The 25,110-nt window shown below is 65.8% G+C and carries 17 protein-coding genes and 8 pseudogenes; 14 read left to right on the forward strand and 11 right to left on the reverse strand.

The annotated features are described in order from the left end of the window. Positions 1 to 68 precede the first annotated feature (68 nt). The 3 genes and pseudogenes from ACF0H6_RS00460 to ACF0H6_RS00470 all read right to left on the reverse strand — a co-directional run bounded on the left by ACF0H6_RS00460 (position 69) and on the right by ACF0H6_RS00470 (position 3,305). Positions 69 to 923, reverse strand: coding sequence for a sugar phosphate isomerase/epimerase family protein (locus ACF0H6_RS00460; RefSeq protein ID WP_395248014.1), 855 nt, complete (start codon positions 921 to 923; stop codon positions 69 to 71). Beyond that, positions 920 to 2,134, reverse strand: coding sequence for a dihydrodipicolinate synthase family protein (locus ACF0H6_RS00465; RefSeq protein ID WP_395248015.1), 1,215 nt, complete (start codon positions 2,132 to 2,134; stop codon positions 920 to 922). Before ACF0H6_RS00465 ends, ACF0H6_RS00460 begins: the two co-directional genes overlap by 4 nt. Then, a pseudogene (locus ACF0H6_RS00470) lies at positions 2,134 to 3,305 on the reverse strand (Gfo/Idh/MocA family protein). Before ACF0H6_RS00470 ends, ACF0H6_RS00465 begins: the two are co-directional and overlap by 1 nt. Before the next feature lie 160 nt (positions 3,306 to 3,465). On the opposite strand from ACF0H6_RS00470, the gene ACF0H6_RS00475 reads away from it, so the two are divergent. Beyond that, positions 3,466 to 4,518: a LacI family DNA-binding transcriptional regulator gene (locus tag ACF0H6_RS00475; RefSeq protein WP_395248016.1), complete on the forward strand. Its 1,053-nt coding sequence runs from the start codon at positions 3,466 to 3,468 to the stop codon at positions 4,516 to 4,518. Positions 4,519 to 4,694: 176 nt separating this feature from the next. Here the strand turns inward: ACF0H6_RS00475 and ACF0H6_RS00480 are convergent, their stop codons facing one another. Both ACF0H6_RS00480 and ACF0H6_RS00485 read right to left on the reverse strand, forming a co-directional pair. Further along, positions 4,695 to 5,237, reverse strand: coding sequence for a substrate-binding domain-containing protein (locus ACF0H6_RS00480; RefSeq protein WP_395249841.1), 543 nt, complete (start codon positions 5,235 to 5,237; stop codon positions 4,695 to 4,697). Next, a pseudogene (locus ACF0H6_RS00485) lies at positions 5,131 to 5,721 on the reverse strand (LacI family DNA-binding transcriptional regulator); the annotation flags it as partial. The pseudogene ACF0H6_RS00485 and the gene ACF0H6_RS00480, both read right to left, overlap by 107 nt. A 152-nt stretch (positions 5,722 to 5,873) precedes the next feature. On the opposite strand from ACF0H6_RS00485, the gene rhaI reads away from it, so the two are divergent. The 4 genes and pseudogenes from rhaI (at position 5,874) to ACF0H6_RS00505 (ending at position 11,077) form a co-directional block, all read left to right on the forward strand. Then, complete coding sequence (gene rhaI / locus ACF0H6_RS00490; protein WP_395248017.1) at positions 5,874 to 7,040, forward strand: L-rhamnose isomerase; 1,167 nt, start codon at positions 5,874 to 5,876, stop codon at positions 7,038 to 7,040. After that, positions 7,028 to 9,080 (forward strand): annotated as a pseudogene (locus ACF0H6_RS00495) (bifunctional aldolase/short-chain dehydrogenase). The gene rhaI and the pseudogene ACF0H6_RS00495 overlap by 13 nt, the downstream one beginning before the upstream one ends. Then, on the forward strand, positions 9,077 to 10,552 hold the full coding sequence (locus ACF0H6_RS00500; protein ID WP_395248018.1) for a rhamnulokinase family protein: 1,476 nt from the start codon (positions 9,077 to 9,079) through the stop codon (positions 10,550 to 10,552). The pseudogene ACF0H6_RS00495 and the gene ACF0H6_RS00500 overlap by 4 nt, the downstream one beginning before the upstream one ends. A 345-nt stretch (positions 10,553 to 10,897) precedes the next feature. Then, on the forward strand, positions 10,898 to 11,077 hold the full coding sequence (locus ACF0H6_RS00505) for a hypothetical protein (RefSeq protein ID WP_395248019.1): 180 nt from the start codon (positions 10,898 to 10,900) through the stop codon (positions 11,075 to 11,077). 174 nt (positions 11,078 to 11,251) lie between these two features. Here the strand turns inward: ACF0H6_RS00505 and ACF0H6_RS00510 are convergent, their stop codons facing one another. The 4 genes and pseudogenes from ACF0H6_RS00510 to ACF0H6_RS00525 all read right to left on the reverse strand — a co-directional run bounded on the left by ACF0H6_RS00510 (position 11,252) and on the right by ACF0H6_RS00525 (position 14,120). Beyond that, positions 11,252 to 12,088 (reverse strand): dienelactone hydrolase family protein, encoded by an 837-nt coding sequence (locus tag ACF0H6_RS00510; protein ID WP_395248020.1) that lies wholly within the window; start codon positions 12,086 to 12,088, stop codon positions 11,252 to 11,254. A gap of 166 nt (positions 12,089 to 12,254) precedes the next feature. Then, positions 12,255 to 12,608, reverse strand: coding sequence for a TraR/DksA family transcriptional regulator (locus tag ACF0H6_RS00515; RefSeq protein ID WP_395248021.1), 354 nt, complete (start codon positions 12,606 to 12,608; stop codon positions 12,255 to 12,257). Between the two features lie 91 nt (positions 12,609 to 12,699). Continuing rightward, positions 12,700 to 13,758, reverse strand: a pseudogene (locus ACF0H6_RS00520) (LLM class flavin-dependent oxidoreductase). A gap of 167 nt (positions 13,759 to 13,925) precedes the next feature. Beyond that, positions 13,926 to 14,120, reverse strand: a complete 195-nt coding sequence (locus tag ACF0H6_RS00525; RefSeq protein ID WP_395248022.1) for a hypothetical protein — start codon at positions 14,118 to 14,120, stop codon at positions 13,926 to 13,928. Between the two features lie 202 nt (positions 14,121 to 14,322). Here ACF0H6_RS00525 and ACF0H6_RS00530 point away from each other — a divergent pair, with 202 nt between their 5' ends. Both ACF0H6_RS00530 and ACF0H6_RS00535 read left to right on the forward strand, forming a co-directional pair. Next, the gene (locus ACF0H6_RS00530) at positions 14,323 to 14,814 is read left to right on the forward strand and encodes a TspO/MBR family protein (RefSeq protein ID WP_395248023.1); all 492 of its coding nucleotides are present in this window, start codon (positions 14,323 to 14,325) and stop codon (positions 14,812 to 14,814) included. A gap of 259 nt (positions 14,815 to 15,073) precedes the next feature. Continuing rightward, on the forward strand, positions 15,074 to 15,955 hold the full coding sequence (locus ACF0H6_RS00535) for a sigma-70 family RNA polymerase sigma factor (protein ID WP_395248024.1): 882 nt from the start codon (positions 15,074 to 15,076) through the stop codon (positions 15,953 to 15,955). On the opposite strand, the pseudogene ACF0H6_RS00540 reads toward ACF0H6_RS00535, so the two are convergent. Beyond that, a pseudogene (locus ACF0H6_RS00540) lies at positions 15,952 to 16,901 on the reverse strand (glycosyltransferase family 9 protein). The gene ACF0H6_RS00535 and the pseudogene ACF0H6_RS00540 overlap by 4 nt on opposite strands. Before the next feature lie 85 nt (positions 16,902 to 16,986). Between ACF0H6_RS00540 and ACF0H6_RS00545 the strand changes: the two are divergent. From ACF0H6_RS00545 to ACF0H6_RS00575, 7 genes and pseudogenes are all read left to right on the forward strand, one after another. Next, positions 16,987 to 17,568, forward strand: coding sequence for a D-glycero-alpha-D-manno-heptose-1,7-bisphosphate 7-phosphatase (locus ACF0H6_RS00545; protein ID WP_395248025.1), 582 nt, complete (start codon positions 16,987 to 16,989; stop codon positions 17,566 to 17,568). Then, positions 17,565 to 18,654: pseudogene (locus tag ACF0H6_RS00550) on the forward strand (glycosyltransferase family 9 protein). Before ACF0H6_RS00545 ends, ACF0H6_RS00550 begins: the two are co-directional and overlap by 4 nt. Then, complete coding sequence (locus tag ACF0H6_RS00555) at positions 18,651 to 19,688, forward strand: glycosyltransferase (protein WP_395248026.1); 1,038 nt, start codon at positions 18,651 to 18,653, stop codon at positions 19,686 to 19,688. Before ACF0H6_RS00550 ends, ACF0H6_RS00555 begins: the two are co-directional and overlap by 4 nt. Then, positions 19,685 to 20,952 (forward strand): annotated as a pseudogene (locus ACF0H6_RS00560) (glycosyltransferase). The gene ACF0H6_RS00555 and the pseudogene ACF0H6_RS00560 overlap by 4 nt, the downstream one beginning before the upstream one ends. A 105-nt stretch (positions 20,953 to 21,057) precedes the next feature. Next, entirely contained in the window at positions 21,058 to 21,672 is a 615-nt protein-coding gene (locus ACF0H6_RS00565) for an SIS domain-containing protein (protein WP_395248027.1), read from the forward strand. Next, positions 21,669 to 23,166, forward strand: a pseudogene (rfaE2, locus tag ACF0H6_RS00570) (D-glycero-beta-D-manno-heptose 1-phosphate adenylyltransferase). Before ACF0H6_RS00565 ends, rfaE2 begins: the two are co-directional and overlap by 4 nt. Before the next feature lie 32 nt (positions 23,167 to 23,198). Further along, positions 23,199 to 23,894 (forward strand): SDR family oxidoreductase, encoded by a 696-nt coding sequence (locus tag ACF0H6_RS00575; protein WP_395248028.1) that lies wholly within the window; start codon positions 23,199 to 23,201, stop codon positions 23,892 to 23,894. Here the strand turns inward: ACF0H6_RS00575 and ACF0H6_RS00580 are convergent. Then, complete coding sequence (locus ACF0H6_RS00580; protein WP_395248029.1) at positions 23,860 to 25,044, reverse strand: glycosyltransferase family 9 protein; 1,185 nt, start codon at positions 25,042 to 25,044, stop codon at positions 23,860 to 23,862. The genes ACF0H6_RS00575 and ACF0H6_RS00580 overlap by 35 nt on opposite strands. Between the last annotated feature and the right edge of the window lie 66 nt (positions 25,045 to 25,110).

Consider the following 25,110-nt stretch of genomic DNA (forward strand, 5'->3'; position numbering starts at 1 on the left):
GTACAACAGGCGCCCCCAGACCATCAGGGTCTTAGCGGTAGCTTGGGACTGGCCTTGCCTATGGCACCTTACGCGAAGGGGAGCACCAGGGTGGCGTAGCGGTGCTTGATGCTCGCCAGGACGTCGTCGCCGTCGGCGTCCCAGATTTCCTGGTTGAAGATTTCCACTTCGATGTCGCCCTTGTAACCCGCGTCGCGGACCCAGGTGCCGATGGTCGCGAAGTCGATGACGCCGTCGCCCATCATGCCCCGGGAGAGCAGGGCGTCGGCGGCGATAGGCAGGTTGAAGTCGCACACCTGGTAGGAAGCGATCCGGCCTTCCCGGCCGGCCCGCTGGATCTGTTGTTTGAGTTCCGGATCCCACCAGACGTGGAAGGTGTCGACGGCGACACCGACGGCCCTTGTATCGTAGGGCGCAGCGAGGTCGAGTGCCTGGCCGAGCGTGGAAATAAGCGCCCGGTCTGCGGCGTACATGGGGTGGAGCGGTTCAAGGACCAAACGGACCCCGTGCTCGACGGCGAACGGCACCAGGTCCTCGAGGCGATCGGCCACGCGCTGGCGTGCTGCGACGACGTCTTTTTCCCCGGGCGCGAGCCCACCCACCACGAGGAACAGCTCCCGCGTGTCCAACGCCACGGCTTCCAGGATGGCCGCCCGGTTGTCCGCCAAAGCGGCAGCCTGCCCTTCCGTGTCGGCCGCCGTGAGGAATCCTCCGCGACAGAGGGACGAGACGCGCAGTCCCGCATCCTTGATCAGCTTCGAGGCCTTGTCCAGGCCGGTGTCGGCGACGATGTCCCGCCACGGCCCGATCGACGGGATGCCGGCACGGACGCAGCCATCCACGACCTCGGCGAGCGTCCATTTCTTGGTAGTGGCGCTGTTTACGGACAGCCGTGAAAAGTCGGGCGCAGAAAAGTCGCTCATGCGCCCACTCCGTTGACGCGAAGGTAATCGGACATCCGGAAGGCGGCCAGCGCGGGATCCCGCAGGAGCCCGGCTTTGTCAGCGAGTTCGAAGGTGCGTGCCAGGTGGACCACCGAGCGGCCAGAATGCAGCCCCCCGACCATCTGGAATCCAGGCTGCTTGCCGTTGAGCCAGGACATGAAGGCGATCCCGGTCTTGTAGTAGAACGTCGGGGCGCTGAAAATGTGCTTGCCCAGTTCGCGGGTGGAATCCAGGATGGCGCGCGCGTCCGCAGCGTCGCCCGCGTCGTACCCCTGCAGGGCCGCCGAAGCGGCAGGGTAGATCGCGGCGAAAATGCCCAGAAGGGCGTCCGAGTGGTGGGCGCCGTCGCCGTCGATCAGTTCGGGGTAGTTGAAATCGTCGCCGGTGTAGAGGCGGACACCCTCCGGCAGGGCAGCGCGCAGGGCAACTTCATGCGAAGCGTCGAGCAGCGAGACCTTCACTCCGTCCACTTTGTCCGCGTGATCCCGGATCAGACCAAGGAAGGTTTCTGTTGCTTCGGCGACGTCGTCCGAGCCCCAGTAGCCGGCCAGCGCGGGATCGAACATGGTCCCGAGCCAATGCAGGATGACGGGCTGGTCCACTTCCCTGAGGAGCGTGGAGTAGACGTGCAGGTAGTCCTCCGGGCTTGCTGCCACCTTGGCCAGCCCCCGGGACGCCATAATGATGACCTTCGGTCTGGCTTCGCTCACGACGGCGATCTGCTCGCGGTAGGCGTCGAGCACGGCTTTGACGCCGGCGGCACCGTCGGGAAGGGTGGCCAGGTCCAGTTGGTCGGTTCCGGCGCCGCAGGAGACGAGGTCCCGGACGGTCTTGCCGGCGGTGGCGACGTTGCCGGACGCCACGACGGAAGCGGCTTCGACGCCTGTTCGCTTGATGAGCTCCTGCGTCGCGGCCCAGTCCAGGCCCATGCCGCGCTGGGCCGTGTCCATGGCATCGGCAACGCCCAGGCCGTAGGACCACAGCTCGTGCCGGTATGCCATGGTGGCGTCCCAGTCCAAGCACGCCGGGGCGCCCGGGGTGTTGTCCGCTGTTGTATCGGGGATCACGTGCGCCGCAGCGTAGGCGCGCCGGGACGTCAGCGGCGCCGTCGGCCTGGCCCACGACGTGGCTGGCCGCAAGCTGTAGAGGCGGGTACCGCCGTCGTGATTTGGAAGGAGAAGTGTGGTCATCAGAGCACGATCTCCGGAATGTCGATGGTGCGGCGCTCGTCCGAGGACTGCAGCCCGAGTTCGGCGAGCTGAACGCCGCGCGCGGCGGAAAGCAGGCCGAAGCGGTGTTCGCGGCCGGCGACCACGTCGCGCAGGAATTCTTCCCACTGCAGTTTAAAGCCGTTGTCCAGATCGGCGTTCGCGGGAACTTCCTGCCACTGGCTGCGGAAGGACTCCGTGACGGGCAGGTCCGGGTTCCAGACGGGTTTGGGCGTGTGGGCGCGCTGCTGCGCGACGCACTTGTTCAAGCCTGCCACGGCGGAGCCGTGCGTGCCGTCGATCTGGAACTCCACGAGTTCGTCTCGGTAGACGCGGACGGCCCAGGAGGAATTGATCTGCCCGACGACGTCGTCCCCGCCCGGGGTCTCGAGCTCGAAGATGCCGTAGGAAGCGTCGTCGGCCGTGGCCTTGTATTCCTTGCCCTGCTCGTCCCAGCGGGTCGGGATGTGGGTGGCCGTCTTGGCGTTGACGCTCTTGACCTTGCCGATAATGCCTTCCAGGACGTAGTTCCAGTGACAGAACATGTCCGTGGTCATTCCGCCGCCGTCTTCCTTGCGGTAGTTCCAGTGAACGGGCGTTGCGCTGACTGGACGTCGCCTTCGAAGACCCAGTAGCCGAATTCGCCGCGGATCGAGAGGATCCGGCCGAAAAAGCCTTCGTCCACGAGGCGGCGCAGCTTGACCAGGCCCGGCAGGTACAGCTTGTCGTGGACCACACCTGCGGTTACGCCGACTTCCTTACCGATACGGGCCAGCTCTATGGCTTCCTCGAGGGTTTCCGCGGTGGGCTTCTCAGTAAAGATGTGTTTTCCGGCCGACATGGCTTTCTTCAGCGTTGCGGCACGCAGGCTGGTCATCGATGCGTCAAAGACGACGTCGACCGTGGGGTCGTTGATGACTGCGTCGAGGTCGGTGGACCACTCGGAAACCTTGTGCTTTTCGGCGAGCTCGCGGATCTTGGCTTCGTTGCGGCCCACTAAGATCGGCTCAACCTGGACGCGGGTGCCGTCCTCCAGTGTGAAGCCACCCGCGTCGCGGATAGGAAGGATGGAGCGCAGCAGGTGCTGGCGGTAGCCCATCCGGCCGGTGATGCCGTTCATCGCGATGCGAATCGTCTTTGTTTCGAAACCCATTGGTCGGCCGCTCTCTGTCTTGATCTGGCGGGAAAGCGCATTCCCGAAGTTCCATGATGCCCTTCTCATTGACGGATGGCAAGCGCTTTCCCGAAGCTTCCATGTGCTGTCATAATGGGGGACACCGTCGTAGAGAACACCCGTAGCTCAGGAGGAACAAGTGGCCGCACCTACCTTGGCTGAGGTTGCGCGTTCGGCCGGAGTTTCTCCAGCTACTGCTTCACGCGTCCTCAACGGATCGGCCAGGACGCCCGCCCCCGACATCGCGGAGCGCGTCCGGAAAGCGGCCGAGTCGCTTGGCTACAGTCCGAACGCCCAGGCACAAGGCCTGGCCAAATCGAGTTCGGGTCTAATCGGACTGATCGTCCACGACATTGCCGACCCTTATTTTTCGGCGATAGCCCGGGGTGTGCAGGCTGCTGCGCGGGAGGAGCACAAGATGGTGTTGTTGGCCACGACCGAGGGCACGCCCGCGGACGAGCTCACCGCCGTCGCCGCCTTCGCAGCCCGCCGCGCAGAATCGATCGTGATTGCCGGCTCTCGTTCGACGCGCTTGCAGGACCGGGAAGGCAACGCCCTGCTTGCCGGAGAGCTTGACCGGTACTGCCGCAACGGTGGGAGAGTGGGCGTCGTCGGCCACCCCGTCATCGGAGCCTCAGCCCCGGAGGGTTACCACGTGGTGGTTGTTCCGAACGAAGACCTCGCCGCGGAACTCGCCCGTGAACTCGGCGCTATCCACACCGGGGACTTCGTGATCATCGCGGGTCCGGACGGCATTCTTACCTCGGATGACCGTGTCCGCGGTTTCCAGCGCGGCCTGGCGACGGCCGGGCTCCCGCCGGCGGAAGTGGTGCACACCAGCTTCGACCGCGGCGGCGGTCACGCCTCCGGCCTGAAGCTTGCCGCTCGGATCAAGGCCGCATCTACTGCCGAATCGGAAATTCCGCGGCTTTGCATCTTCGCCGTCAACGACGTGATGGCCATCGGTGCCGCGGCAGCCTTGCGCTCGGAGGGCCTGCGGATCCCTCAGGACGCCTCCATTGCTGGCTTCGATGACATCGAAACACTCCGTGACTTCCGCCCGGCCCTCTCGACCGTGCGGCTTCCACTAGAAGAAATTGGTCGGCTTGCCGCCGGAAGGACGGGCGTCGACGCAGCTTCGCACGTGAGCGGTCAGGTCGCGCTCCGAACAAGTACCGCCAGTACACCCTAGGGGAGGGAACCGGGAGCGGCGGATCACCCGGCCGGTGCTGACTCGATGCGCTCCCGCCCCGGGGGAGGGAGCACACGCGACCACGCGGCACCTGACCCCCTACGGCATGCCTGTTGCATGGCTCACGGGAAGCCGGGGCTGACGGGGGCGACCAACGCCTTCTAGCCCGAATTCGGTCAGGCTGGCGCTTCGGTACCCGTGGTGCTTTGCCGGACCACAAGCTCGGGGGTGAAGACGACGGCGCGGTGCCGCGGGTGCTGGGCGTCCAGTTCCTCCGTCAGGAGTTCAATGGCGGTCCTGCCGATCGCCTCGGTGGGCTGGCGGATGGAGGAAAGCGGCACGACGGCGGACACGGCGAAATCGATGTCATCGTAGCCGATCAGGGCTACGTCCTCCGGAATGCGCACGCCGTTCATCATGGTCAGCGACTGCATCACGCCGAGCGCCAGCAGGTCGTTGGCGCAGAAGATGCCGTCCGGCATGTCCCTGGTTCTCCCGCTCAACAATGGTGTTGCCGACCACGCGTCCGGCGAGCACCGTCTGACCGTCGGAGTTGATAACTTCCAGCGTTGCGCCGTCCACCTCGTCCACAGCGCGGCGCGCGCCGCGCAGGCGGTCGGACACCTGGCGCATGGACAGCGGCCCACCCACAAAGGCCAGCTTCCTCCGCCCGAGATCGAGGAGGTGCCGGGCGGCAACGTAGCCGCCGGCGTCGTCATCCACCGAAACGGAACTGAAGCGGTCCTCGTCGGCAAGCCGGTCTACCAGGACCGTGGGAATGCCGCGCTCCCGCAGCATATCCAGCCGGTCCGCCACGTCCCCCACAGGCGAGATCAGCAGGCCTTGGACCCGCTGCTCCTGGAAGAGATCGATATAGTGCGATTCCCGGTTCGCGTCGTGGCCGCTGTCGCCCAGCAGCACGGCGCTGCCGTTCACTGCCGCAGCGTCCTCCGCGGCCCGGACCAGTGCGGTGAAGAACGGGTTGCCGACGTCCAGGACCACGACGCCGATGGTCCGGCTGTGCCCTGCCCGCAGCTGCCGGGCGGCATCGTTGCGGACAAAGCCGAGCTCGTGGATGGCCTCCAACACCCTGTCCTTCGTCCGCTTGGAAACGCGGTCGGGGTTGTTCAGGACATTGGACACCGTTCCCACCGCGACCTGAGCATGGTCGGCGACGTCCTTGATGCTGGCTGCCCGCGACATATTTCTTCCGTTCCCGGTGGTACCAATCTTGCGGATCGCCGGGATTCGCAAGAGGACGGGCGGATTTTCTTGACACCCATCTGATTCCCAGACTACTTTGAATCGTAACAATGAAACGATTCAAATAGCCACCATCAGAGAAAGACTCATCGATGAACCACATTGCAACTGCGCTGGGCCGCCTCGGGGAGCTGGCCATTGAGGTTCCCTCCTGGGCCTATGGCAACTCGGGCACCCGCTTCAAGGTGTTCGGCACGCCCGGCACGCCGCGGACTATCCAGGAGAAGCTGGCGGACGCCGCGAAGGTCCACGAACTGACCGGGTTGGCGCCGACGGTGGCGTTGCACATTCCCTGGGACAAGGTGGATGATTACTCCGCGCTGCGCGAGTACGCGGCCGGGTTGGGCGTGGGCCTGGGCACGATCAACTCCAACACGTTCCAGGATGATGAGTACAAGTTCGGCTCCCTGACATCTTCCAACGACGCCGTCCGTCGCCGGGCGATCGACCACCACCTCGAGTGCCTTGAGATCATGCACGCCGCCGGCTCCCGGGATCTGAAGGTCTGGCTGGCCGATGGCACCAACTACCCGGGCCAGGACGACATGCGCGGCCGCCAGGACCGCCTCGCCGAATCCCTGCAGGAAATCTACGCCGCGCTCGGTGACGAGCAGCGCCTGGTGCTGGAGTACAAGTTCTTCGAGCCGGCTTTTTATCACACCGACGTCCCGGACTGGGGCACGTCCTACGCGCAGACCCTGGCGCTGGGGGAGAAGGCGTTTGTCTGCCTGGACACCGGCCACCACGCTCCGGGCACGAACATCGAGTTCATCGTCATGCAGCTGCTGCGCCTGGGAAAGCTCGGTTCCTTCGACTTCAATTCCCGGTTCTATGCGGACGATGACCTGATTGTCGGTGCCGCGGATCCCTTCCAGTTGTTCCGCATCATGCACGAGGTCATCCGCGGCGGCGGCTTCGGGAAAGATTCTGGGGTGGCCTTGATGCTTGACCAGTGCCACAACCTGGAGGAGAAGATCCCGGGCCAGATCCGGTCCGTGCTCAACGTCCAGGAAATGACGGCACGCGCACTGCTCATCGACAACGATGCACTGGCCGAAGCGCAGCGTGAAGGCGACGTCCTGGCCGCCAATGGCATCTTCAACGACGCTTTCTACACGGACGTCCGCCCGGTCCTGGCCGAGTGGCGTGAATCCCGGGGCCTCCCGGCCGATCCCATGGCGGCGTTCAAGGCCAGTGGCTACCAGAAGAAGATCAACGAGGACCGCGCGGGCGGCCAGCAGGCCGGATGGGGCGCATAAGGACCATGAACAAGACTGTTGAACACTTGATTTCCCGTTCAAACCGCCTGGGCGCGGACAAGCGGAACACCAACTTCGCAGGAGGAAACACCTCGGCCAAGGGGTTCGAGACGGATCCGGTCACGGGGGAGGACGTCGAGCTGCTTTGGGTGAAGGGGTCCGGCGGGGACCTTGGCACGCTGAAGGCCGAGAATCTTGCCGTGCTGCGGATGGACCGGCTGAAGGCACTCAAGGACGTGTACCCGGGCGTGGAGCGCGAGGACGAGATGGTGGCCGCGTTCGATTACTGCCTGCACGGCAAGGGCGGCGCAGCGCCGTCGATCGATACCGCCATGCACGGGCTGGTAGATGCCGCGCATGTTGACCACCTGCACCCGGACTCGGGCATCGCGATTGCGACGGCGGTGGACGGGGAGGCCCTGACGTCCAAGATCTTTGGCGACAAGGTGGTGTGGGTTCCCTGGCGTCGCCCGGGTTTCCAGCTGGGTCTGGACATCGCAGCGATCAAGGAAGCGAACCCGCAGGCAATCGGCACCATCCTGGGCGGCCACGGCATCACCGCGTGGGGCGCCACCAGCGAGGAAGCCGAAGCCAACTCCCTGTGGATCATCGAACAGGCCGAGCAGTACATCAAGGATCACGGCAGGAACGATCCCTTCGGGCCCGCACTGCCCGGCTACGCCCCGCTGCCCGAGGCCGAGCGCAAAGCCAAAGCGGCCGCGCTGGCCCCGGTCATCCGCGGCATCGCTTCGGCGGACAAACCACAGGTGGGACACTTCAGCGACGACGGGCGTGTCCTGGAGTTCCTCGAAGGATCCGGGCACCCACGTCTGGGCGCCCTGGGAACGTCCTGCCCGGACCATTTCCTGCGCACCAAGGTCAAGCCCCTGGTCCTGGACCTGCCCGCCGACGCCTCGATCGAGGATTCCGTGGCGCGCCTGAAAGAACTCCACACCGCCTACCGTGAGGATTACCAGGAGTATTACGACCGCCACGCCGACGAAAGCAGCCCCGCCCTGCGCGGTGCCGACCCGGCCATCGTCCTGGTCCCGGGAGTGGGCATGTTCTCCTACGGCAAGGACAAGCAGACCGCCCGGGTCGCTGGCGAGTTCTATCTGAACGCGATCAATGTGATGCGCGGTGCCGAGGCGATCTCCTCCTACGCCCCGATCGAGGAATCCGAGAAGTTCCGGATCGAGTACTGGGCCCTCGAGGAAGCGAAGCTGGCCCGTATGCCGAAGCCGAAGTCGCACGCCACGCGCATCGCCTTGGTGACCGGCGCGGCGTCGGGCATCGGCAAGGCGATCGCCACCCGCCTCGCCGCCGAGGGCGCCTGCGTGGTCATCGCGGACCTCAACCTGGAGAACGCGCAGGTCGTAGCCGCGGAACTGGGCGGCTCCGACGTCGCGATCGGAGTCCAGGCCGACGTGACCGACGAGGCGCAGATCGCCGCCGCGATCCAGGAAGCCGTCCTGACTTTCGGTGGCCTGGACCTCGTGGTGAACAACGCGGGCCTGTCCATCTCCAAGCCGCTCCTGGAAACTACGGAGAAAGACTGGGACCTGCAGCACAACGTCATGGCGAAGGGTTCATTCCTGGTCTCCAAGGCCGCGGCCAAGGTCATGATCGACCAGGGCCTGGGCGGGGACATCGTCTACATTTCCTCGAAGAACTCGGTATTCGCCGGCCCGAACAACATCGCCTATTCGGCCACCAAGGCAGACCAGGGCCTACCAGGTACGCCTGCTTGCTGCTGAACTGGGCGAGCACGGCATCCGCGTCAACGGCATCAACCCCGACGGCGTGGTCCGCGGCTCCGGGATCTTCGCCGGCGGCTGGGGCGCCAAGCGCGCCGCCGTGTACGGCGTGGACGAGCAGGAGCTGGGCAAGTACTACGCCCAGCGCACCCTTCTCAAGCGCGAAGTCCTGCCCGAGCACGTGGCCAACGCGGCCGCCGTGCTGACCAGCAACGAACTCTCCCACACCACGGGCCTGCACATCCCGGTGGACGCGGGCGTCGCCGCGGCCTTCTTGCGATGAGCGCGCAAGCAACTGCTGCCGGCGTCTTCGCCGCGGTCGATATCGGAGCGTCCTCGGGACGCGTCATGCTCGGCCGGATGGGCTCGGCCGGGACGGGAGGGCAAACGGTGTCGCTCGAAACAGTTCACCGCTTCCCCAACGCCGTCGTAGAGCTCGACGGCGGACTCCACTGGGATTTCGACGCACTGTTCGAGGAGGTGCTCACAGGACTTGCGGCGGCTGCCGAAACAGCCGCCGCAAGCGGGGAGCGGCTTGCCAGTATCGGGATCGACACGTGGGCCGTCGACTACGGACTGGTCGATGCCTCCGGCGCCCTGCGGACCCAGCCGTTCAGCTACCGCGATGAGCGCGGCCGCACCGCCGTCGCGGGCGTCCACAGGCTGCTGGACCCTGCGAAGCTCTATGCCACCACCGGGCTGCAGTTCCTGCAGTTCAATACGCTCTACCAGCTCGGCGCCGAACGGGAACTTCGAGCCGTCCAGGTGCTGCTCATTCCGGACCTGATCGCGTTCAGATTGACCGGGCAACGCCGTACTGAGGCGACGAATGCCTCCACCACCGGGCTCTTTGACGCCGTTGCGGGGGAGTGGGCCGCCGAATTCTTCAAGCTACTCGGCCTGCCCCAAGACCTGTTTCCTGCCATCATCCAGCCTGGCGAGACCGTGGGCACCCTGCTGCCGGACATCGCGGCACGGACAGGGTTGCCGGCGGAGACTGCGGTGATTGCCGTGGGGTCCCACGACACCTCTTCGGCGGTGGCGGCCGTTCCGGCCCTGCAGGAAGACTTCGCCTACATTTCCTCCGGCACTTGGTCCCTCGTGGGCGTGGAATTGGACAGCCCGGTCCTGAATGAAACAAGCCGATTGGCCAACTTCACCAACGAGAGGGGCGTCGACGGCACCATCAGGTACCTGCGCAATGTGGGCGGCTTGTGGTTGCTCAGCGAATGCCAACGGGCCTGGGCCGCAAAAGGGCACCGACAGGAACTAACTTCGCTCCTGAAGTCCGCCGCGGCACTTCCGGCCGGCGGCCCGCAAATCAACGCCGACGATCCGGCGTTCATCGCCCCGGACAACATGCCGGAGCGCATCAGATCCGCGGTTCGCGCCAGCGGCGCCGTCCTCCCGGACCGTCCCTCCGCCGTCGTGCGCTGCATCCTGGACAGCCTCGCAGCGGGCTACGCCAGGACCCTGGCACGCGCCGAAGAACTGTCCGGCAAGCAGACGTCGGTGGTCCACATCGTGGGCGGCGGTTCGCAGAACAGGCTGCTGTGCCAGCTCACCGCTGATGCCACCGGCAAGACGGTCGTCGCGGGCCCCGTGGAAGCCACGGCGCTCGGGAACGTGCTGGTCCAGGCCCGGGCGGCCGGGGCCGTGAAGGGAGGCCTGCCCGAGCTCCGGGCGCTCGTGAGAGCCAGCGTTCAGCTTGAAAGCTACGAGCCGACGCTTGCGGGTGCGCGGCGTGATCCCTAGGTGCGGAACGCCCTACTCCTGTTGTCCGATCGCGTCCTTGTTGCCATTGTCGGCGTCCCTGTGAGCCCCCAACTAGGGTGGAAAGCGGCCTGGATCACGTACCGTGCGGCAGTCACCTCCGGCTGGTCTCGGTTTATGCAAGGAGCCGTACTCGGCATGTTTTCGGGACTTCCCAGTGTTTCCGCGGTCCGGAACCCGGTTCGAGCAGTCTGGATCAGAACGCTCAGCGCCAGCTCGGCACTATTGCCTGAGCGTCATCGAACTGCCCTCGCCGGCGCTGCGCCGCTTGTATTTGTCTTTGCCGTGCGGGGCCATCCGCTTTGGCCACGGTGTCGAATAACGGGCATGAACTACTACAGCCCGGCGGCGCAGGAACGGGCCAAGGACGCCGCATATGACGCAATTGAAAAGGTCCTGACCGGCATGTTTGAACCGTTGAGCAGGCAGGCCATTGGGGAACGGTGGAACCAGGCAGTTGAAGCCATGGCCAAACACCTTGAAGCGCAGGACAACGGTAAAGAATAAAGAGTGGCGGCGCACGGTCTGTTCTGAGTGGTCCGCCGGCCCGTTCGAACGAGGCGCGTCGCAGCCGGTGCCTCAAGCCTGGTAGTCGTGTTCCTGGGTAGCGGACCCCGGCGACGACGTCGTCAGGGAGGGCCTGCCAAAGGCATGGGGGAGGTGCGTTGGCCGTTTTTATGCTTATTCATTGCCCTGCTGGCTGCCGTGTCTGTGGCCTGACCGGCAGGAGATTCGACGTGGCAATCCGGCTTCGGGCGGTGACCGGGGTAAGCCTTTCAGCGTTGTGTCGAGTAGAGCCTGCAGCTCCTGGAAGTGCTGCTCGGTGGCCGCCGGGTTGAAGGCGGAGGTGTCCGCCATGGTGTAGCCGTGCGGCGCCCCTGCATAGATTTCGTTGGACGCCTTAAGCCCTGCGGCCTTCAAGGCTTCGCCGAGCCGAGCGACGGCGTCCGGTGCCATGCTGGGGTCATGGTCCGCGTGGCCGAAGACGAACCGGGCCCGTGCGTCGCCAAGCTTCAGGTGCGGGCTGTCTCGCCCGTCGGTGGCGAGGCCGCCGCCGTGGAAGCCGCCGCACGCTGCCACCACGTCCGGGTGGGACGTGGTGGTGCGGACGGCCAGCCGGGCGCCCATGCAGTAACCGGTGGTCCCGATGGGGCCGGGAGCTACGCCGTCGAGCCCGGCAAGTGCGGACACCCACGCATTAATGTCCTGCAGCGCCTTTTCCGGTGTCAGGCGGCCGACCCGGGGGAAAGCAGCCTTGCCTGCCGCTTCCCTGCCTTCCTGATCGGTCATGTCCACGGCCGGGGCGATCTCGGCCATTGATCCTTCACGGTAGAAAACGTTCGGCGCCAGCACCACGTAGCCCCAGTCGGCGATGCGCTGGGCCATCTCCTGGATTCGGGGACGCAGGCCGAAGGCGTCCATGTAGAGGATGACACCGGGAAGAGGGCCGATTGCAGTGGAAGAGCGGGCAACGAGGGCCTCAGCAGTGCCTTCAGCGGCAGGGATTTCGATGGGCATAGGCCCACACTATCGGAGCTCAGGAGCAAAGCCGGGTCGCGGTTCCGCAGCGGTGATTGCCTTCGCGGCTTTACCGGCATCGTCGACGGCGGGATGCTCTAGATGATCGCTCACGCCGGATCGTACATCGTTGGCAACGAGTGGCGGGAGGGGTAGTCGCCTTGGCTTAGCTCTGACCGGATGCGTGCTCTATGCAGTACGGAGTCCAAGGCCTTGCCTCCAGGCGACCCTCCGCGATGGGCTTGCCGCACACGGCGCACAGTCCGTAACTCCCGTTGGCAATCCGCAGCAAAGCGGCCTCGATCTGTTCCAGGCCCGCCCGGCTCTGCTCCATGAGTGCGGAAGCCTGGGAAAGTTCGAAGGCGATCGTGCTACCTTCCGGATCGTGTTCGTCGTCGACGTTCGCGTCTTGCCTGGCGGCGTTGACCGACGTGATGTCCCCAAGGAGGGCTTCCAAGAGCGCAACCTTGCGGTCACGTTCCTCCTCAAGGAGTACTCGGAACCGCTTCGCATCGACCATGGGACGAAAGGCTACCGCACAGTTGAGCTCCTAGGCTGGTTGTCGTAGTTCGGGTCCGTAGTGCTTAAAATCCGGCGCTGGGGTGACGGTGTTATTGCAGGTCGCGCCGGACTTCAGCCGGAGTCCATCCCAGGGCGGGACCGAGTTTGCCGGCAATGTCGGTGAGGATCTGGATGTAATCCTCGTGGTCGAAGCTGAAGGGCAGCGCAAACGCCACCTCGTCGACTTCCTGAAATCCCGCGTGTGCGTATAGCTGCTCGGCGATCTCGTCGCTGGTACCGATCAGATCCGGGCAAACAGCATGCCCCTTGGCCCCTGCGGCGCCCGTGTGCGGGGAGTGCGTTCATCAACATACCGCTGGTATTTCTCCCGCTGACCCGGCGAAGCCGAATCGGTGGGGATCACCACCAGGCCCTGCGACACACGGGCCTGTCCGTGCGCCAGGGCTTGACGTTTCAGCGGCTTCACGGAAAGCACGAATCTGCGACTGCTGGATTCGGGCAAAGTCCGGTTCCTGATCCGCTTCCGGAAAGATGACGCTGCTGGAGAGCAGATTGAAGCCGTTTTCCCCGGCCCAGACGGCCGACTTCGTGCTGGCCGCCCCGTACCAAAGGCGATCCCGGAGCCCGGCAGAGTGCGGCTCGACGCGGTTGGAGAATTCCTCGACTACACCCTGCCTGCCGGAAAAGTCCCGCACCTTTTCCCCGGCGATCAGACGGGCAAACCGGTTCAGGCGCCCGTAGCTGAAATCCTCCAACTCGGAGGAATCCGGGTACAGCTCGTGCTTCACCGTGTCGTAGTGCATTGGTTCACCGACGCTCAGCCCCGGATTGATGCGTCCCCCGGCGAGCAGATCCACGGTGGCCAGGTCTTCGGCAAGGCGTAAGGGGTTTTCCCAGCCCAGCGGGGTTACAGCGGTTCCAAGCTCGATCCGTGAGGTGCGCTGGCTGGCGGCGGCCATCATCGCGATGGGGGAGGAGATTCCGAACTGCAGATGACGGTGCCGCAGCCACGCGCTGTCGAATCCGAGGCCTTCGCCACGTTCGATGATCCGCAAAGTCGATTCGTGCCCCGAGGCAGGATCCGCCGGATCGAACAGGCCGATAGTGAGGAATCCAAGTTTGCGTAAGGGACGTGAGGTGTCGGGCATGGCTTCCTTCAGGATCGGATACGGCTGATCTCAGAATATGCGCCGGGACCTGCAGGTTCTTCTGACCATGGCGGGAGGTTACCCTTCGTGTCGTTGGTATGCGTCAATGCCGGACACTGTCCGCGCTATTCGTCCGGTGCGAGCCGCGTTCTTAGCAGGTGTCGCAGTTAGTGGGTTATTGGAGTGCGGCACTCTTCGTCGATGAGTCGCCGGGCCATACTCAATGCGCGGGTGCCGTAGGTGTTGCCTCCGAGCACATCGGCGCTGGCGAAGGCGCCGTTGAGGATGAGGATCAGTTCCTCGGCGAGCCGGTCCGGGTCGCCTGCGCCGCCGGGCCGCCCGACGTCGTCCGATTGCTCCACCAGCCACAAGCTCTCTCCCAGGCCAGAGGCCGGGACGGTTCCGACCCGGGCAATCGCGGGTACGGTGGTAAGAGCGCAGCGTCGGGCAACCGCGACCCGAACCTGTGATGGATGTGGTCGGCAAGGGGCGCAACCGCATCCCACTTCCGGGTTCGTGGGCGAAGGTTGCGTCCGGAAGGTGCCCGGTCGGAGGAATGCACAGATGAAATTGATGACGCTCGTGCGGACAGCCGCGGCAACGGCGGCGACCGCGTTGGCCGGCTCGGTGGCAGCGGACCCCGACGGCGACTGGTACCGGGGGCTGCGCAAACCTGGCTGGCAGCCCCCCGCGATTGCGTTTCCCGTGGTGTGGACAGCCCTTTACGCAGATATAGCGGTCAGTTCCGCCGTCGCGTTGGACGGCAGGGATGCACTCGAGACCGGAGGCGCCGCCACTGCACAGAAGATCCGTGACTACCGGCGCGCACTGGCCGTGAACCTGTTCTTGAACGCGGCGTGGAGTTGGCTCTTCTGGCGCGGCCGCCGGCCGCAGCTGGCTGCTGCGGAGTGCGCCGTCCTGACTGTCAGCAGCGCCGATCTGGTGCGGCGGACGTATGCCCTGAATCGCGGAGCGGGCCGATCCCTCGCCCCCTATGCGGTGTGGTGCGGTTTCGCCACGGCGTTGTCGACGGCAATCGCCAAAGGCAACCCATAAGCCTCAATGACCTGATGTGCTTTGCCTGCGGGCTGCCGGAGTTACACAGGCCCAACGCGTGATGCCATCCGCGACGTGGTCGAACGGATCACGCAGTAGGTGCTGAGCCCGCTGCGTGAGGCCTTGACAGGAGCTGACCCACTCCACTTTTCGGGCTAAGTCCGATATGCCTGTTGAAAGCCAATAGTAAGTGGGCTTATCTTTTTACTGAGTCTTGCCGTGGGCTCACCCGCCACGTAGGTCCAAGGATTGAACGCCTATGCGACTAATACGAGCACTCGACACCTGCACCAAGGATCCCGCGGCGGCCACCGCGTGTTCCACCGCTGCCTCCGCGAAGACCGCGCCTGCCGCCGCGAGCCTCGCGCCTGGCACGGAGCGTGCCGCCAGGGCGGCCGAGATCGTTGCGCCAAGCGGTGAGAGCACGATTCGGCAGAGCTTCCAAGAAGGATTAATCCTTGACCATCTGGGTCTGGCAAAGTCCATTGCCGCCCGCTATTCCAGCCTTGGGCACGACAGCGACGACGTCCGGCAGGTCGCATACATGGGACTGGTCAAGGCGGCACGCGGCTATGACGAATCCAAGGGCGACAGCTTTCCCGCTTACGCCGCCCCGACGATTGCCGGTGAAGTGAAGAGGTATCTTCGTGACCATTGCTGGGTGGTGCGGCCTCCCCGGACCATCCAGGACTGGCGTCGGGAAGTCTTGGCCCGCACGGAGGAACTGACTCAGTCTCTGCAGCGCACACCGTCGGCTGAAGAGGTGGCCGCCGACCTTCAGCTGGAGCCCTGGCAAGTGCGGGAAGCACTCATGGCCGGGACCAGCAAACGTCCTGACTCCCTGGATGCACCAGCTTCCGAGGGACGCGAGGGCCTCCAGGGTTGCCTGCCGGCGTTCGGCTGCCCTACCGGGCGGCTGGAGGACTTGCTGGCCTTGCGGCATGCGATCCGTGGGCTGAGCGCCGAGGACCGCCACCTGCTTTACCGGCGCTACTACCGTGAAGAGACTCAGTCCGTCATCGCCGAAGCGTTGGGGATGTCCCAGATGCAGGTGTCGCGCAAATTGGCCAGGATCCTCGTCTTCCTGCAAACGCAGTTGCTTGATGAGGAAGACCGCGACGTCGACCGACCAAGGCGCTAGCAGCCGAGCCGTTCCACCGCGTCCAGCACGTCACGAACCCCGACGGCCAGCAGCGCGGGATCGGGATCAGGGGCGAACACGTCGCCGCGTCGGAGCTCGACGGCAGTGAGCACCACGTGTGGTCCGGGCGGCGGACCCCATTCTTCCGCCGGGGCGGGACCGAAAAGGACCACTGAGGGGCGCACATACGCGGAGGCCAGGTGCGCCGCGCCGGTATCGGCGGAAATCACCAGCCGGGCTTCGGCGATGGTCGCTGCAAACTCGGCGAGGCCCTGCCGCCCGGCAAGAACGCCGCCGTCGACATCCATTCCCCTGAGGTTCACCAGGGCGGCCGTTTCCTCCGCGCGGGCGCGCTCGGACGGACCCCCGGTGAGGACGATGTTGTGTCCGGCTTTCGTGAGCTCGACGGCGACGTGCGCGAACCGTTCTACCGGCCAGAGCCGGCTGCCATAGGCGGCACCGACGTGGATGACGGTGGCGCCGGGCCGGGGCGAGCGGACCCGTGGCGGGTGAAGCCTGTAGTCGAGAGGATCGGCGTCGATCCCGTGCCAATTTAGCAAGCGGGTCCAGCGCTCGCGCTCGGGGATGCCGGTGGTCCAGGAGGACCGTCGAGGCCGGGGGACCGGTGCGATAGTACCCGCTTGGCCTGCAACTCCTCGATACGGATGCTGCTTTCGCGCCCGTTGCCGTGCAGGTTCACGGCGACGTCGACGGTTCCCGGCGCAATGGCCAGGGGATTGTCGAGTCCCGGCGTGGGAAGGTTCTCGATGCCGCCCACCAAATCCAAGGCCTCCGCAATCCACGCGGGCGCGGCGTAGAGGATCCGGTGTTCCGGAAACGCCCGCCGCAAGCCTCGCAACGCGGGGACGGCAACAAGTAAATCCCCGAGTTTCAGGGCGCGCAATGCAAGTAGAACGGGTCGCGCAGTGCTCTCGTCAGCGTCCAAGGTTGCCTCCCGCTAGGAGTCTAGCGCCAGAAAACTTCTCGGCGTCGCACTGTTTAGCGTCGGAAAAACCGGGAACGTTGCGGGTATGGGAGGAACCGGAACGTTGAAAGCGGTCCTTTTTGACCGCGACGGAACGCTGGTGGTCGACGTGCCATACAACGGCGATCCGCAGCTGGTGCAGCCCATGGACGGTTCGCGTTCAGCGGTGGATCGTGTTCGTGCGGCCGGACTCGCTACGGGCGTGGTGAGTAACCAGTCGGGTGTGGCGCGCGGGCTGCTGACCCTCGACCAGGTGCTTTCGGTCAATGAGCGCGTGGAGCAGCTCCTGGGTCTGTTCGATGTGTGGGAAATGTGTCCGCATGGACCGGAGGACGGTTGCGCATGCCGCAAACCCTGCCCGGGAATGATCCTCAGCGCGTGCCGGAAGTTGGGCATCGAGCCTTCCGAAGCCGCGATGGTCGGCGACATTGGAGCGGACATGGGCGCGGCGAGGGCAGCCGGTGCGCGCGCCGTCCTCGTGCCGACGCCAGTGACCAGGCGCGAGGAAATCGGTGCCGCGGATCTCGTGGCAAAGGACCTGTGGCACGCGGTTGACTTGTTACTCGGGGCAGCGACCACCCGGATGCCGGATCAGGGACACCTCCGCGGGCAAGGTCCGCTGGAATGAGCCGCGTCCTCGTGGCCCGACTGGACAGCATGGGTGACGTCCTCCTTTCGGGGCCTGCACTGCGAGCGGTGGCGAATGGAAGCAGGCGGGACGGCAGCCGTCCCAATGAAGTTGTCCTGCTCTGCGGCCCTGAGGGCGCCGGTGCCGGGGAGATGCTCCCCGGCGTGACGGAGCTCCATACGTGGCCGTGCCCATGGATCATCAACCCAGCTCCCGCGGCAACGGAGGAGCTCAGCACTGGCCTGATCGGCTTTGTCCGCAATTCGCGGATAGAGGAAGCCGTCATCCTCACGTCCTTCCATCAGTCCCCGCTTCCCCTGGCTTCTCCTGTTGCGCGCAGCAGGTGTACAGCGGATCACGGGTGCCTCCACTGACTACGCGGGCTCCCTCCTGGATGTCCGCCTCAAGCCCGGAGAGGACTTCCCCGAGGACCAGCCGGAAGTGGTTCGCGCCTTGGGCATCGCGCAGGCTGCGGGGTATGAGCTGCCCCAAGGCGATGACGGCAGGCTCCACATCAATGCCCCGGGGGACCCCGGCGAGCTGGTGGACGAACTGTCCAAGAACGGGCAGTACATCGTGGTGCACCCGGGCGCGGCCGCTCCTGCAAGGGCATGGCCGGCACTCCATCACGCAGCGGCGGTGGAACTCCTCGAAGCCTACGGGCACCGCGTGGTGGTTACGGGTGGCAGCGGCGAAATGTCCCTTACGGCGACAGTGGCCGGGCCCTCCGCCAGGAATCTTGGCGGCAAGACGGACCTCCGGACCCTAACAGCCGTACTCAAAGGAGCCGCCGTGGTGGTGACCGGCAATACGGGACCTGCCCACTTGGCCGCAGCGGTCGGGACGCCGGTGGTGTGCCTTTTCGCTCCCGTGATTCCAGCGATCCGTTGGGCTCCGTACGGTGTGCCGTTGGAGTTGCTGGGCGACCAGGAAGCCGCGTGCCGGAACACCCGGGCGCGCAACTGCCCTGTCCCGGGCCATCCATGCCTCAGCTCAGTTACCCCCGAGCAGGTCCTGGAGGCCGTCGAACGACTGCTGGGAGGCGTCTCGTCCTTGGCCACGCGGCGAAAGGTGTGGAAACCATGAGGATCCTGGTGTGGCATGTCCACGGCGGGTGGATGGAGGCGTTCATCCGGGGCCGACATGAGTACCTGCTTCCAGCACTGCCCGACGGCGGTCCTTGGGGTTTGGGGCGCGGCGGCCGCCCGTGGCCTGCCGCCGCCCAGGACGTCGACCTCGACACGATCGATCCGGACAGCGTGGACGCCGTCGTCCTGCAACGCCCGGAGGAAATAAAGGCGGTTGCACGGTCGCTCGGACGGCGGCCGGGCGTGGACCTGCCCGCTGTCTACCTCGAGCACAACACTCCCAAGGGCGACGTCCCGTTCACAGTCCATCCCATGGCGGATCAACGCACCATCCCAGTGGTCCACGTAACGCATTTCAACCAGTTGTTCTGGGACTCCGGCTCGGCCCCGACAGTGGTGATCGAGCATGGGGTCCCGGACCCCGGACGCCTTTACACAGGGGAACAGCCGGAGATGGGTGTGGTGGTCAACGAACCGGTCCGGCGAGGTCGCGTGACCGGAACCGACCTCCTCGCGGGATTTGCCCATGTGGGACCACTGCGGGTGTTCGGCATGGGAACGGAGGCATTGCCGGAAGCGCTGAAGCTGGAGTGCTCCGGTCTGGGCGAAGCGCGGCTCAGCATCGCCGGGGACGTTTCCGCGCCGCAGCTCCATCAGGAACTCGCCCGCTGCCGCCTCTATTTGCATCCTCTTCGCTGGACGTCCTTGGGACTCTCGCTGCTCGAAGCCATGCACCTCGGGATGCCGGTGCTGGCCCTCGCGACCACTGAGGCATCCCGCGCCGTTCCGCGCGGCGCGGGACTTGTCTCCAACGACGTCGACGAGCTCCAACGCCTCGCGCGAAGGCTCCTTGATGATCCCGACGGTGCCTTCGCCATGGGGATGATCGCCCGCGAGGCGGCCTTGGAGCGCTATGGACTCGCAAAGTTCCTTCGGGCCTGGGATGAACTCCTGGCCGACCTCCCCACGGCGCGCCCGACTCGTCAGGGTCGGGCCTCCGTCAACCATGACACAGAGAGGACATCCCTATGAAGATCTCCATGGTTTCCGAACATGCCAGCCCGCTGGCCGCCTTGGGAGGCGTGGACGCCGGAGGACAAAACGTCCATGTGGCCGCCCTCTCCGCCAGCCTGGCCGCGCGTGGACACCGGGTGACGGTCTATACCCGGCGCGATGCCCCCGATCTCGCTCGCAGGGTTCAGGTCGCTCCCGGACTGGCCGTGGTCCATGTCGACGCCGGTCCGGCCCGCCATATCCCCAAGGACGAGCTTCTGCCGTTTATGGGTGAACTTGCCGACGGTATCTGCCAGGACTGGTCCGGGAGGTCCCGGACCCTGGCCCATGCGCATTTCTGGATGTCCGGACTGGCGGCTATCCAAGCCGCGCGCAGGGCCTGCGCCGCGGATCCAGTCCCCGTCGTGCAGACCTTCCATGCACTCGGCTCGGTCAAGCGCAGGCACCAAGGCTCCGCAGACACCAGTCCACCGGCCAGGGCATGGCTGGAACCGTGGGTCGGACGCACCGCCGACTGGGTCATAGCCACCTGCCCGGACGAAGTGTTCGAACTCAAGGCCCTTGGCATCGACCCCTCCAAGGTGTCCATCGCGCCGTGCGGAGTGGACCTGACGCTTTTTCCCGGAACCGCCGACGCCGAAACCAAGCCCCGCACCCACCGCATACTGAGCGTCGGGCGCCTGGCGCCGCGCAAGGGGGTGGACCTCGTGATCCAGGCGTTGCCGATCCTCGCCCAGTCAGGATTCGACGACGTCGAACTGTTGATCGTCGGTGGCTCCGGAGATGCATTGACGCTCGAGGAGGACCCGGAAGCCCGGAGGCTCCGGGCACTCACCAAGGAACTGGGCGTCGAGGACAAGGTGACCATGCTGGGCCAGGTCCTCGCGATGCCATGCCCGGCATCTTCCGAAGTGCCGATGCAGTCGTGTGCACACCGTGGTATGAACCCTTCGGCATCGTGCCGCTCGAGGCCATGGCGTGCGCGGTGCCCGTGGTTGCGGCGGCCGTCGGCGGACTCCGGGAGACCGTCGTCGACCAGAAGACCGGCCTGCACGTGCCGCCTCGGGACCCGGAAGCGATCGCCGAGGCGGTGGCCCGCCTCCTCTCCGACCCCGCTTTACGTGCCGAGATGGGCCGCGCTGGAACCCGCCGCGCGCGCTCGCGCTACTCGTGGGACCGGATAGCCGCAGACACCGAGAAAGCCTACCGATCCGTCCTCGCCGCCGAGCTGTCCCGGACAGTCGGCGAAGGCGCTGAATCTTTGGAAGGAACGGCGCTGTGACCACCGAATCGACTGTCTCCACTTCACTCGCCAAGGCCCTGAAGAAGACGCGGGCCGTCCCGGCAACGGTGCCGCCGGACTGGACTGCCCTGCCGGACCACCCGGGTGCGCCCTGGCGGCTCCGAGGTCGCCGCCCATCTGGACAATGTGCTGCCTGCCCTTGAGTCGCTGCGCTCGCAGGCAGGCCGCCTGGGCGCATGGGGAACCGAACTGGCCAACCGGCTCCTGTCCGGACAACGTTTGCTGGTGGCCGGCAACGGCGGATCGGCGGCAGAGGCCCAGCACCTCAGCGCTGAATTGGTGGGAAGGTTCGACGCCGAAAGGGCACCCTTTTCAGCAATCTCCCTCCATGCCGAGACCTCCACGGTTACCGCTCTTTCCAACGACTACGGCTACGAGGAAGTCTTCGCCCGGCAGGTCCGGGCACACGGGCGGTCCGGCGATGTCCTCATCCTGCTCTCGACAAGCGGACGCAGCCCCAATCTTCTCAACGCGGTCCGGGCAGCCCGCGAGCGCGGGATCACCACGTGGGCCCTGACCGGTCCCGGGCCCAATCCCCTCGCCGACGCGTGTGATCAGGCTGTCCTCGTGGACGCCATCGCCGCCAACGCCCAGGAAGGCCACCTCATCGCCGTCCACGCCGTATGCCGGGCGTTCGACGCCGAAGTAGCCAAGCCGCGCAACCCGCAGCCCTTCACCCTTCATGGCGGAACGCCATGAAGGTGACCGTGGTGGGTGATCTCCTCCTTGACGTGGACATCAACGGCTCCGCCACACGGCTCAGCCCGGACGCGCCGGTGCCCGTGGTGGACGTCGCCGACATCCGCCGTCGGGCAGGTGGCGCCGGACTCGTGGCTATCCTCCTTGCGCGCGAAGGCCATGACGTAACGCTGGTCACCGCGGTATCGGACGACGACGGCGCAAGCCACCTCACGCGCGTACTCGCAGGGGTCACCGTGCTCGCGGGAGACCCGCTCCCGGCGACACCCACGAAAACCCGGGTCCGCAGTGGATCGCACCCCGTGGTCCGGTTCGATGAGGGTTGCGCTCCGGCGCCTTCCCCGGAAAGCACGCGGGAGATGCTCGGTGCGATCGCTGCCGCGGAGGCGATCGTCGTGGCCGACTATGGGCGCGGGATCACCTCCGACCACCACATCAGGTCTGCGCTCGCCGATGCCGCTCGTCGCGTTCCTGTGGTGTGGGATCCGCATCCTGCCGGTTCCGAACCCGTGCGGGGCGTCGCGGTCGTGACACCGAACCTCGCCGAAGCCACGGCCGCAGCCAAGGCGGCCGGCATGGGACCGGCCGGCTCCGATTCTTTCGATGCCGGTTCCTTCGATGCCGGTTCTTTCGATGCCGTCCGCCGGTTGCGGGAACGTTGGGGCAGCAACGCTGTACTTGTCACACGCGGGGCGGACGGTGCTGTGCTGTTCGACGGGGGCAGTTCCGGCACGGACATCCCCGCTCCCCAAACCGCCGTCGACGATCCTTGTGGTGCCGGTGACAGGTTGGCCGGGAGCCTTGCCGTGTCCTTGGCGCTCGGGCTGGATCTCCCGACCGCTGCAGCCCGCGCCGTGGAGGATGCATCCGCGTTCCTTGCCGACGGGGGAGTAGCGTCCGTTGCCTTGGATCCTCGCGTAAACCAGCCATGGGCCGTCCGGAATGGCGCGCCGGTCGACCGAGGAGGGTGCCGTCGTCGGACTTCCGGGTCTCCACACACCGGGCCTCCACACACCGGGCCTCCAAGGACGAGGCCTGCCATCTGATGGTGTTCAACTCGCCAGGACCGTGCGCGCGAACGGCGGTACCGTCGTCGCGACCGGAGGCTGCTTCGACCTGCTCCATGCCGGTCATGCCCGCACGTTGGCTGCGGCCAGAGCCATGGGCGATTGCCTCATTGTGTGCTTGAACTCCGACCAATCCGTCCGCCGGCTCAAGGGCCCCCACCGCCCGATCATTGGCGTGGAGGACCGGGCGGAGCTATTGCTGGCGCTGACGTGTGTCGACGCCGTGGTGGTCTTCGACGAGGACACACCGGAGGCGTACTTGAACCGCATCAGGCCCGACCTCTGGGTCAAGGGAGGCGACTACCAGGCTGAGGAATTGCCGGAAGCCCGCCTTGTTGCCGGGTGGGGAGGACGATGCGTCACAGTGCCCTTCCAGCCGGCCCGTTCAACCACCGGGCTGGCCGACGCCTTGGCCAAGGTCGGCTGAAAACCACCTGTTCGACCAACGAAAGGAACCACATGAACACGAACACACCCGGCCGCGTCATCGTTACCGGAGGCGGCTCCGGCCTTGGCGCCGCTATTGTCGAGGCCATCCGCGAGGCAGGAGGGACACCCTTCGTCTTCGACCGCGATATCAGCAATGTCTCGGGCGCCAAAGCCCTCGAGGTGGACGTCTCCAAGCGGGAATCGGTGGAAGCAGCCGTGAAGGAGGCTGCCGAAAGCCTCGGCGGTCTGGACGGCGTGGTGACGGCGGCCGGTATCGACAGGTGCGGGAAGCTGGGCGACGTGCCAGCCGCGGAATGGGAGAAGGTGATCGGGGTGAACCTGCTGGGCACCGTCTCCGTCGTCCGCGCGGCACTGCCCTACTTGAAGGAATCCCGGGGACGCGCCATCACCATCGCATCGACCCTGGGACTGAGGGCGTTGCCCGATGCGACCGCCTACTGTGCTTCGAAGTTCGGCGTCATCGGCTTCAGCCGTGCACTGGCCGCGGAGACCGGGGGAGTCATCGGGGTCACAACCATCATCCCCGGCGGCATGAAGACCCACTTCTTTGATGACCGCGACGAACAGTACAAGCCGCAGGACGATTCCAAGCTCAACGATCCTGCCAACGTTGCCCAGGCCGTTGTCTTTGCGCTCTCCCAGCCATTCGGCAGCGAGGTCCGCGAACTCCTCATCTGCCCCGCAGAAGAAGGCTCGTGGCCGTGAGGTCCAGAACGTCCTGAACAACGTCGGCCACGGCGATGCCTTCGATGAGGGTGTCGTCGTGGCCGCAGTGCGGTGCCGTCCAGCCCACCTGGGTCACGTCCGCCCCGCACCGCGGGCACCTCGTCATCCACGACATATGGATCCGATGCAGGCTCCGGCCGCGTGGCCCGGCATTGAGGGCGTTGCCCACCCAGAAGATTCCCACGGTGGGTGTCCAGAGCGCCTGCGCCAAGTGCCGTGGACCGCTGTCACTTGCCAAGGTGACGGAGGCTGCGTCCAGAGCGGCCGCCAAGTCTCCCACCTCGAGTTTCCCGGCCACTGAACGGATGGACTCCTGCCGTCCTGCGGGGAGTCGGTCCGAGGCCAGTTCCGCTATGTACTGGGCCAGGGCCTTATCGGAACGGTCGCCGACCACCAGGACCTGGGCACCTTCGCGGGCGACCGCCGCCGCGGCTTCGGCAAAGTACGACGCCGGCCAGCGCCTTCGAGGATCGGTGGCCCCCGGATGGAGTGCCACCAGTGAACCACGGCGGGGGTCCAGGAGCCCGGCGATATTGTCCTTGTATTCGGCGCGAGGACGCAGACGGGGCGGGTCGACGGGCGGTGCTCCGGCAAGGCCTGCTACCTCGAGCCAGCGATCGGACTCGTTTTGGTAGTAGATGTAGTCGAGGTTCCGCTCGAGCGGATCGGCATCCTTGGTGCGTGTTCCGGCGCTGTGTTTCGCGCCCAAGCGCAACAGGAACGGATTCGAGTAGCGTCCGCCACCGTGCATTTGGAGTGCGAGGTCGAACTTCCGCGCCCGCATGGCCTCAAAGAAGGCCTGCTGTGCTGCCTCGTCTTCTTTTTCGTCAACACCATGATGGCCTCCGTCGCCGCCGACTATTCGGGTTTTCCTGTCGTGGACGCCCCTGGCGAAGGGAAGGATCTCGACATGGTCCACGGGCCCCTCCGTGGCGGCAGCCAAGGCCGCGTGAATTGGCGTTCCGAGAATCGTGATGCCCGCGGCGGGGTAGCTCGCTTTCAGCGTACTGAGCGCCGGGTACGTGGAGATGAGGTCGCCCAGGCCGCCACCCCGAAGGACCGCGATCCGTTCCAGATCGGGGAACCTCTGCAACACGGGGCCCACCGCGGAATGTGGAGGAAATTCCATGAGCTTTTCCCTTCGTCAATGGGGTGGAAAGTCCCTTACCTGGCGTGTGAAGCGCCGGTTGCGGGG

The sequence above is a fragment of the Arthrobacter sp. NA-172 genome, from assembly GCF_043952055.1.
GTDB lineage: Bacteria > Actinomycetota > Actinomycetes > Actinomycetales > Micrococcaceae > Arthrobacter.

Excerpts from the sequence above, each read along its gene's own strand:
- ACF0H6_RS00460 (WP_395248014.1), bottom strand. The coding sequence starts at position 923 with ATGAGCGACTTTTCTGCGCCCGACTTTTCACGGCTGTCCGTAAACAGC.
- ACF0H6_RS00465 (WP_395248015.1), bottom strand. The coding sequence starts at position 2,134 with ATGACCACACTTCTCCTTCCAAATCACGACGGCGGTACCCGCCTCTAC.
- ACF0H6_RS00480 (WP_395249841.1), bottom strand. The coding sequence starts at position 5,237 with ATGACGACGCCGGCGGCTACGTTGCCGCCCGGCACCTCCTCGATCTCG.
- rhaI (WP_395248017.1), top strand. The coding sequence starts at position 5,874 with ATGAACCACATTGCAACTGCGCTGGGCCGCCTCGGGGAGCTGGCCATT.
- ACF0H6_RS00500 (WP_395248018.1), top strand. The coding sequence starts at position 9,077 with ATGAGCGCGCAAGCAACTGCTGCCGGCGTCTTCGCCGCGGTCGATATC.
- ACF0H6_RS00505 (WP_395248019.1), top strand. The coding sequence starts at position 10,898 with ATGAACTACTACAGCCCGGCGGCGCAGGAACGGGCCAAGGACGCCGCA.
- ACF0H6_RS00510 (WP_395248020.1), bottom strand. The coding sequence starts at position 12,088 with ATGCCCATCGAAATCCCTGCCGCTGAAGGCACTGCTGAGGCCCTCGTT.
- ACF0H6_RS00515 (WP_395248021.1), bottom strand. The coding sequence starts at position 12,608 with ATGGTCGATGCGAAGCGGTTCCGAGTACTCCTTGAGGAGGAACGTGAC.
- ACF0H6_RS00530 (WP_395248023.1), top strand. The coding sequence starts at position 14,323 with ATGAAATTGATGACGCTCGTGCGGACAGCCGCGGCAACGGCGGCGACC.
- ACF0H6_RS00535 (WP_395248024.1), top strand. The coding sequence starts at position 15,074 with ATGCGACTAATACGAGCACTCGACACCTGCACCAAGGATCCCGCGGCG.
- ACF0H6_RS00545 (WP_395248025.1), top strand. The coding sequence starts at position 16,987 with ATGGGAGGAACCGGAACGTTGAAAGCGGTCCTTTTTGACCGCGACGGA.
- ACF0H6_RS00555 (WP_395248026.1), top strand. The coding sequence starts at position 18,651 with ATGAGGATCCTGGTGTGGCATGTCCACGGCGGGTGGATGGAGGCGTTC.
- ACF0H6_RS00575 (WP_395248028.1), top strand. The coding sequence starts at position 23,199 with ATGAACACGAACACACCCGGCCGCGTCATCGTTACCGGAGGCGGCTCC.
- ACF0H6_RS00580 (WP_395248029.1), bottom strand. The coding sequence starts at position 25,044 with ATGGAATTTCCTCCACATTCCGCGGTGGGCCCCGTGTTGCAGAGGTTC.